Raw genomic sequence first — 8,744 nt, forward strand, 5'->3', positions numbered from 1 at the left:
AACATATACAGCTCGTTTTTTGCATTATACTTATTTCACTATTCTCTAAATATAATTTTCATATAAAATTTATTTATTTTTAATAAAGTTATTATTTTACGTAATTAAATTGAATTTCTTCTGTTCCCTCATGATAACCTACAACTAAATCATAGTTTTGAAAGTACCAAAGATCATCAACATCCACAAAAAATAGAATGTCTTCTTTCTCAACTGACACGATTCCCCCATCTGGTTTCTCCGCAACAATCCCTAAAGAATAGCCAGGCTGAATCGAGCTATCTCCTCCGTATCTTACATTAAACCGTATAGATTCACCATGCTTTATACGTAACTCTTCTTTAAACCATTGTAGAGCTTTATGATCAATTGAAATTTTCATCTTTGTTCCTCCAGTTTACGCAAATTCTTTTTTACTTAATCGTTGTTTTACAAGAACGACAAAAATAATTAAAGCAATTAATCCTGAAATTGCACTACCCGCAAATAAAATACGGTAACCAAACATTTGCGAAACAAATCCAAGTAAAATTGCCCCCAATCCAATTCCTAAATCAAATGCAGTAAAAAATGAAGCGTTAGCAACCCCTCTTTTACTCGGATCAACTATTGTAAGCATCGCCGCCTGCAAAGCTGGTTGTGCTGAGCCAAATCCAATACCGTATAATATCGCTGCAATCATTACACCCGTCAAACCGTTTGAAAGAGTTAATACAACGATAGCTAAAATAGTAATGCATAATGCTGGGAGTATGATGAATACTTCTCCAAATTTATCTAATAATTTCCCTGAAATTGGTCTTATAATTGTTAATGCGACTGCATATACAAGAAAGAATGTCCCAGGATTCACATCAATTGACGATGCAAATAGCGGTAAAAACGTCGTAATCCCTCCATAGGCAAATGATAAAAAGAAAACGACAATCGTAATGGATAAAACGGATTTTTCAAACAATTGTATTTTCCCTTTTTCTTTTTGTGGTGTAAATGGCATTTTCGTCATTAACGATAATACGACTGCCATAAAGGATAAAAGAGTTGCTAACAAGAAAAGGCCTTGAAATGAATAATTTTGTACAACCGATAATCCAATCATCGGGCCGATTGCCATTGCAATTGTCATAGCCATCCCATACCAACCCATACCTTCACCACGGCGTGAATCTGGAATCATATCAGTTATTGCTGTTCCAACAGCTGTTGTAGAAACAGCCCATGTTACTCCGTGAATAACTCGTAAAACAGCTAAAAGGACAATAGTCGACGCTAAATTATAAGAATACATCGTTAACCCAAAAAAGATGAGTCCGAAAATAATAAAAGATCTTCTACCATATCGATCTAACATCCCTCCAATAACCGGTCGTATTACAACTGCAGCTATTGTAAACATTCCCATCATAAGTCCAACTTGTGATTCATTGCCACCTATCTCTTTAATAAAGAGCGGGAGCGTTGGAACAAGTAAATAAAATCCTGTAAATAAAAATAACATTGCGAAAGTCATTTGAATAAATGATTTCGTCCATAATCGTTCCATTAGAATTCCTCCAAAAACACGTAAGTTATTGCAATTAATACCTCCATTTTACAGCTTCTTTGTTCCTTTTCCTTCCGTAAATAGACGTATCTTTTTATAATAAATGGTCCATCATCATTTTAAATTGGTCTTACAACTTTATACGTATGTTTTAGCCTAAAGTCCTATCTATATGTACCTTTATATGTGTGAAAAGAATATACTACTTTATTATCAGAAATTAGGAGTGATTACTTTATGTGGGTATCTTCAAGAGTAACTGCCGTAGTCCCTTCGACGCCTGGGATACACGTTCCTGCAATTCATACTGCTAGTTCCGATGTAGGAATTGAGCTTCCCGCAACTTGGCAACAATATCAAATTCCCGGTCAAGTTACTCCCTCATTTTGGCATCATGGCGCACATCCAAGTAGTACCACCTTTCATAGCCACAGTTATCCTCCACTACCTCAGTCTCAAGTTCTTTATCATTTCCCTTCAATTTATTTCCAAAACTTCTATGGTACATTTAATATTTAATATACATCGTCTCATAGCTACTGCATTTAAACGAAAAAAGCACTTAAGATTGTAATTTTTACAAACCTTAAGTGCTTTTTAATATTTTCATGAAATTTTCTTATTGTCCATTATTGGCAGGGGCTTCTCCTGCATTACCACCTGTATCTGGTTGTGTTGTCGCTGGTGGAGTTGTATTCCCTGGACCTCCTCCGTTATTTGCTGGAGGTGTCGTATTTCCTTGGCCCCCTCCATTATTTGCTGGAGGTGTCGTATTTCCTTGGCCCCCTCCGTTATTTGCTGGAGGTGTCGTATTCCCTTGGCCTCCTCCATTATTTGCTGGAGGTGTCGTATTTCCTTGGCCTCCTCCATTATTTGCTGGAGGTGTCGTTCCTTGGCCATTACCATTATTTTGTTCATTTTGTTTCTTTTGTTCTTCTTGTTGCTTTTGCTCTTCTTGTTTCTTTTGTTCTTCTTGCTTCTTAAGTTCATCTTGCTTCTTAAGTTCTTCTTGTTGCTTTTGCTCTTCTTGTTTTTTCAGTTCTTCTTGTTTCTTTAATTCTTCTTGCTTTTTCTCTTCTTCAGTTTTTTGCTGCTGATCTTGTTTTGGTTGTTCTGTCGTGTCTGGTACGCTCGTATTTGGAGAAGAATCACGTTTTTCACCTTTTATACGTAGCTCACTGCCTTCTTGAATTACACTACTTGGCATTTTAAAGCGTGATTTATCAGTAGCCATTTCACTCATCATTTCTTTAAAGATCAACTGTGCAATTTTTGTATTTTTACTACTAATATACTCGTCTTTACCATCTTTCATATACCCAGTCCATACTGCCATCGTATACTGCGGTGTATAACCTGCAAACCAACTATCACGAGTTGCACTTTCTGGAATGTTAAATTTCGCTAATTGTTTTGAATCATAGTTTGTTGTACCCGTCTTACCAGCTACGTCTAAAGAACTAATATTTGCTGCTGTACCAGTACCTGATGTTACTACTGAGCGAAGCATATCAGTAATCATATATGCTGTAGAATCAGCTATAACTTGTTTTGGTTTTTGCTCAAAGCTTTGTGATTTGCCGTCTGGATAAACTATTTTCTTAACAAAATGTGGTTTTGCATACTTTCCACCATTACCAAATGTCGCATAAGCACCCGCCATTTCAGTTGGTGATACTTCGTTTGTACCAATCGCTGTAGATTCTTTCGGTGTTGAATCAAATGTAATACCTAATTTCTCAGAGAATTCTTTTGATTTATTAAGTCCTACTTCTTTTGCAGTTTTAACTGCTGGAACGTTACGTGACATTTTTAACGCTTCGCGCATCGTAATTGGGCCTAAATGAGTTCTGTCCGCATTTCGAAGTTCTTGTCCAGTTGAATATTTAAATGGAGAATCATCAATTTGATGATACGTAGCCCATTTTAAGTATTCAATTGCAGGACCGTAATCAAAGATTGGCTTCATAGTTGAACCAGCTGCACGATCTAATTCAATTGCCATATTATGCCCTTTAAATACTGCTTTATTTTCACCGCGACCACTACCTATAGCACGAACCTCACCTGTTTTCGTATCCATAAATGTGAAAGCACCTTGGAATTTATCATTTGGATAATTAATAATATTTGTATTTAAAATATTGTCAGCTAATTCCTGTGCTTTTGGATCCAAAGTTGTATGAATTTCTAAACCATCAGAGCCAATATTAGCATCGGGCAATTCTTTTTCTACTTCTTTCACAACTGCATCCATAAATGCAGGGTATGGCATTGCTTGAAGTTGAGTTGCAGGCTTGAGTCCCTTTTCTACGTCAACTTTTGATGCTTCTTCCATTTCCTGTTTTGTTATATATCCATGTCGATTCATTAAGTTTAGAACAACATTTCTTCTTTCTGTTGCCCTTTGAACATTTTCCTTTTTCGTTGGATCATAGTTATTTGGTGCTTTCGGTAACCCTGCAAGCATCGCAACTTCTGGTAATGTTAAATCTTTCAATTCTTTACCATAGTAGTTTTGTGCTGCTGTTGCGATTCCATATGAACGGTTTCCTAAGTTAATTTTATTTAAATACATTTCTAAAATTTCATGTTTTGAATATTGTTGTTCTAGCTTATACGCTAAATATATTTCCTGAACTTTACGTTTTGATGTTTTTTCCATCGATAAGAAGTAGTTTTTAATAACTTGCTGTGTTATCGTACTTCCACCTTGTGAACCGTAATCTCCTTTAAGACTCACCAAAACAGCACGGGCAGTACCTTTAAAGTCTACTCCGCTATGCTCGTAAAAACGTGCATCTTCTGTTGCTAAAAATGCATTTTCTACTAATTTAGGAATTTGATCATACGTAACATTCGTCCGTTTTTCTTTCCCGTATTCATATACCAAATCGCCATTTTTATCATAAATTTTTGAGGATAACGGATTAACAAGTTTTGCTTTCTCAAGTTTTGGTGCATCCTTAATCATTACAAAAAAGGTAGCAACCCCCGCCACTAAACCAACAATACCAAGTAATAAACAAGTAATTAAAAACTTGCGAAAAAATGATGTTTTACCTTTTGGTTTTTGTGTTTTAGAAGCTGGTTGTTTTTTCTTTTTAACTTGTCGTCGCTCCTCTCGAGAACGATAATTTTCTGACATGTTACTTTCTCCTGCCTTTCAATTCTCCCGTTGATTTACTTAAAAATATTGAGGTCACTTTCTAAAATGAATTAAATTAAGAAAGTATATTGACCTGGAGCATTCAATATTTTCCTAATTCACAGATTATAAATTTTAGAATGCTTCTTATACAAAGTATTTTCACTTCTATTTTTCTAATAATGCTGCCCCTTTAAGCATAGAATGTAAAAAGTGAATTTTTAATACCTCGTATAAATAATATACCTTTTTTTCAAATGGTCAATATTTTCTTATTTATAAATCAAAGGTGAAATAAAAATAGCACAACGATATGTACTTCGTGTGAACTTCTTTATAATTACGTATAACGAACATTTAATATATTGCATATAAGTATAATACCTCTTTAATTATAAAGATTTCAACACCACAACCTCAACATCTATAAGAAATTATTAAAAATGAAAAGTGAGGAGTTGCGTAATGATGGAGCTATCTCCCGTGATTTCAAAAACTATAGTTGCTGTTGGCTATAATCCTTTTTCTATGATTTTACGCATTCAATTAAAGAATGGAATGTATGATTTCTTTAACGTTCCTGAAAACATTTACACCGGTTTATTAAACGCACACTCTAAAACGAATTATCACAATACTTATATTAAAAATTCTTACCGCTACACTAAAATTTAAACTTAACCAGAATAAAAAAAAGAAAGGAGGTAGTTCCCCCCTTTCTTTTTAAATCCTTTCACAACTCAGCTATCTTCTGTTCTTCTTATTTATTTCATCATATGCTTGAATTTGTTTTTTTAAACGCCGATCTGCTTTTTTATCATGTACAACTAATATCGCATGAATAACGCCTGGAACCCAAAATATTAATGTTAATATGAAATTAATTATTGCTTGAAATGGTTTTCCGCAAAATAATACGGCTACAGGCGGTAAAAGAATTGCCAACAAATACATCATCTCTTGAAAACTCCTTGTTTTGTATTTTTCTCTCTCTCCATATGCTATAAAAACTAATTACTTTTGCATTTCCGATATTTTTATTAACCACTAATCACTGTTCTACTATTATATATTCTATTTCAATGCCAAAAAACCTACCACTTCAACTTTTCTACTTATGTAAAATTGAAATTTTACATACCATCTTTACATGAACAATTTCATATTATTTTTTCTAACCGTTCTTCCTTCTCTATTATAGTTAATCCAATTGCCGAAATAGCAGTTCCTATCGCTTGTATCCAAACACCAATAAGTGCTATTATTCTCTCGTCTTTCTTATCAACCTTACTGTCTTCATTTTCTATTCTATTCTGCATTACATTAACAATACCTTGATACGCTTGAAGTCCAGCGCCTAAACTTTGCAGAGAATTTCCTATTACTATAATCTTCTGCAACATTTTCATCTGAAGCAAAGCCGCTTCTACTCCTAAAAAAGCTCCAATCGATTGTAAGCTATTCCCTACAATTATAAGATAATCATTCTCTTTCAATTGTTCATTTATATTAAAATATGTTCCTATTACATTTGATATATTCCCTAACGCTAATAACTCAATGCCCGTTTTATCGAGCATTTCACTTTTTTTCTCCAAACACATATTTTGATGTTCTTTTTCACCTTTATCTTCGGTTTCATTACTCGCTATCATTTGCAATATATACCCGAGGGCTTGTAATGAGCTTCCTACAATTACAACCTCCGATTCAACTTTCTCTTCACCTATAAATCCTCTTGTCGTCCCAATTGCCGCTGTAAGATTCCCTCCTACTTGAAGCCATGCTCCTGTCACTTTTAAATCGTTTGGATTCATTCTGATCACCTATTTAGAAGTTTTCTAGTGCTTTCGAAATACATAAATGGCATCCTTTAACTCATATTTATTTTCTATATGTAATTTTGTGCATTCTATAATGTGTTAAAAATACAAAAAAGCACCTTACAGGTACTTTTTTAACAAAGTGTGTATCAATAAAAATATACTAATTAAAAGATACTTATACAATTCAAAATATAATTACATACATTCTGGGCACGTCAATGAAGCTCCATTTTGATCTATTTTTATATTCAATATATATTGAATCGCATGATGTGACCACATTTCAGGTGTTGGTGATTCATTTACATACTGTGGTGCACATGAATACAGCATCGGGGTGCTAATACTTCCACCCGGATCTAATGCAACAATAGCCATACCATAGGGCAATTCCAGTGCCATTGATTTCGTAATGCCTTCAATTGCAAACTTCGAGGCACAGTATGGTGCAAGCTCAGCTTCACCTTCTCTTCCCCAGCTAGAACTCATATTAATAATAATTCCTTCTTTCCTGGCTACCATCGACGGAACAAACGCCCTTATTACATTTACTACACCATTTACATTTACATTCATTATATTTTCGAATTCTTGAGCTGGAACTTTCCACAATTGCGCATTTTTATTTACGATCGATGCGTTATTTATTAATAAATCGGGTGCTTTATTACTATTAAGTATATAGTTTGCCCAACTACTTACTTGCTGAGAATCTGAAACATCAATGATTTGAAAATCATGTGTCTTACCGTAATATTTTTTCAATTCTTCAATTTTATCTTTTGAACGTCCACAGCCAAATATACTCCATCCCAATTCATGAAATCGATCAACCATTGCACGACCTAAACCTTGCGTCACTCCTGTTATAATTACAATTTTCCCAATGTCCTTTCGCTTCAAATACCTCTCCTCCTTTACAACATTTTACACTTTTCCATTTCATTCAACTATTTACTAAAGTATCAACTCATTTCATACTTTAGAAGGAGTTTACGTATACAAAAAAGAGTAACCATAACAGTTACTCTTGCCTATATATCAAAAAAATCATTATTTATTTCGTTATTGCTTTTAAATTTCAACTTCTCTTTCCCGCACTTCTCACACCTATACACATAAGCTACACCTAACTTACCACTTTTGAAATCTTCATTATCTTGTATCTCAATAAAACTATATTTATGTTTACAGTGAGATTCGTCTAAAAAATTTTCAAACCATTTTTTCAACATAGAACAGTTCACCTCTATGAAAAAATCTTCATCTTGTCTTATTACATACTTTTTATTAAATTCTCAATCTCATGTTGCAACTTTTTAAATTGTTCAAAATGCATGGTGATAGATTGACTGTTTCCATACTCAACACCATGCTTCACCAATAGAACACCAGTGTCATGAAAAATTGCTTCAAGTTCTTTTCTGATGGATACTTTCGTTATATGAGCTGTTTTAATAGATGATAAAATTGCAATTTCATTAAACTTTAATTTTATTTCATTTGGACAAAATGCTTCTTCAACCAATATAACTTCATTGCTATAAATAAGTGCAACAAGATTACTTGATTTTGCATCTGTTAAATCTACTTTTTTTATAACATTATTCATTACATTTTGCCTCCTTTGTTTTCGTATATACTAATTATACAATTGTTTTTTAATTACTAAACCTTACATTCAGTTTAACACACTTTTATTAAGAGCTACACTTCAAAGGTTTTACTATTCCACAATTTTTGTTACATGAACCAATTGGACTATACGGCCATATAATAGTGTTAACAAATGATTGTAAAGTGGGTGAAAACTATGCCCTCAGTTGTAGGGAATTTAGTTGTACAAAATAGTAACGGTTCATTTAACTTAGGGGATTTTTACAACGTTTCTCCGAAAGAAAATACGAAGGCTTATAATGGATCTGGTGCTTCAAACGTTGGTTTTGTTGTTAATACTTTTAACGGTGTGAGTGCGACAAATACATTTGATTCTGACCTTGCAGATCAAAATCAAGTTGGTACAGCCTAACCCTATTTTTTCATCGTTCTGTTTAAAAATTTAAAATTTGTCTATACTATAATCAGGCTGTTACACAGCTATTGTTGATTTTTGGAGTACCCTATCTTTTTCTCCCTTTCCCTGGGGCTCAGCAGCTAGTATGAAGCTAGCTGCTTTTTTGTTTCATTTTTTCTATTCTACATCTAACATAACGTAAAGTAAGCTAAA

At 33.7% G+C, this 8,744-nt stretch carries 11 protein-coding genes; 3 read left to right on the forward strand and 8 right to left on the reverse strand.

From position 1 onward, the window contains the following. Window positions 1-91: 91 nt before the first annotated feature. Window positions 92-382 carry a HesB/YadR/YfhF family protein gene (locus DN390_RS30305; protein ID WP_060630751.1) on the reverse strand — a complete coding sequence of 97 codons (291 nt, stop codon included), beginning with the start codon at window positions 380-382 and terminating at the stop codon, window positions 92-94. A 15-nt stretch (window positions 383-397) separates the two neighbouring features. After that, window positions 398-1,543 carry an MFS transporter gene (locus tag DN390_RS30310; protein ID WP_098952656.1) on the reverse strand — a complete coding sequence of 382 codons (1,146 nt, stop codon included), beginning with the start codon at window positions 1,541-1,543 and terminating at the stop codon, window positions 398-400. A 237-nt stretch (window positions 1,544-1,780) separates the two neighbouring features. On the opposite strand from DN390_RS30310, the gene DN390_RS30315 reads away from it, so the two are divergent. Further along, on the forward strand, window positions 1,781-2,062 hold the full coding sequence (locus DN390_RS30315) for a hypothetical protein (RefSeq protein ID WP_097949324.1): 282 nt from the start codon (window positions 1,781-1,783) through the stop codon (window positions 2,060-2,062). 100 nt (window positions 2,063-2,162) lie between these two features. Here DN390_RS30315 and DN390_RS30320 read toward each other — a convergent pair whose 3' ends face one another. Continuing rightward, a complete protein-coding gene (locus tag DN390_RS30320; protein ID WP_147809345.1) occupies window positions 2,163-4,691 on the reverse strand; it encodes a PBP1A family penicillin-binding protein in 2,529 nt (842 codons plus the stop codon). A gap of 465 nt (window positions 4,692-5,156) precedes the next feature. On the opposite strand from DN390_RS30320, the gene DN390_RS30325 reads away from it, so the two are divergent. Next, window positions 5,157-5,366: a KTSC domain-containing protein gene (locus DN390_RS30325; RefSeq protein ID WP_029438178.1), complete on the forward strand. Its 210-nt coding sequence runs from the start codon at window positions 5,157-5,159 to the stop codon at window positions 5,364-5,366. A 69-nt stretch (window positions 5,367-5,435) separates the two neighbouring features. Here the strand turns inward: DN390_RS30325 and DN390_RS30330 are convergent, their stop codons facing one another. The 5 genes from DN390_RS30330 to DN390_RS30350 all read right to left on the reverse strand — a co-directional run bounded on the left by DN390_RS30330 (window position 5,436) and on the right by DN390_RS30350 (window position 8,129). After that, a complete protein-coding gene (locus tag DN390_RS30330) occupies window positions 5,436-5,648 on the reverse strand; it encodes a YqaE/Pmp3 family membrane protein (protein WP_000990223.1) in 213 nt (70 codons plus the stop codon). Window positions 5,649-5,851: 203 nt separating this feature from the next. Next, complete coding sequence (locus DN390_RS30335; RefSeq protein ID WP_061686211.1) at window positions 5,852-6,508, reverse strand: DUF6944 family repetitive protein; 657 nt, start codon at window positions 6,506-6,508, stop codon at window positions 5,852-5,854. A 204-nt stretch (window positions 6,509-6,712) separates the two neighbouring features. Further along, window positions 6,713-7,420, reverse strand: coding sequence for an SDR family oxidoreductase (locus DN390_RS30340; RefSeq protein WP_147809346.1), 708 nt, complete (start codon window positions 7,418-7,420; stop codon window positions 6,713-6,715). Window positions 7,421-7,551: 131 nt separating this feature from the next. Next, complete coding sequence (locus tag DN390_RS30345) at window positions 7,552-7,752, reverse strand: hypothetical protein (RefSeq protein WP_147809347.1); 201 nt, start codon at window positions 7,750-7,752, stop codon at window positions 7,552-7,554. Window positions 7,753-7,793: 41 nt separating this feature from the next. After that, window positions 7,794-8,129, reverse strand: coding sequence for a hypothetical protein (locus DN390_RS30350; protein WP_060630743.1), 336 nt, complete (start codon window positions 8,127-8,129; stop codon window positions 7,794-7,796). 201 nt (window positions 8,130-8,330) lie between these two features. Between DN390_RS30350 and gerPF the strand changes: the two genes are divergently transcribed. Next, a complete protein-coding gene (gene gerPF, locus DN390_RS30355) occupies window positions 8,331-8,546 on the forward strand; it encodes a spore germination protein GerPF (protein ID WP_001141565.1) in 216 nt (71 codons plus the stop codon). Window positions 8,547-8,744: the final 198 nt, after the last annotated feature.

The sequence above is a fragment of the Bacillus sp. SH7-1 genome (genome assembly GCF_008042405.1).
Lineage (GTDB): Bacteria > Bacillota > Bacilli > Bacillales > Bacillaceae_G > Bacillus_A > Bacillus_A thuringiensis_N.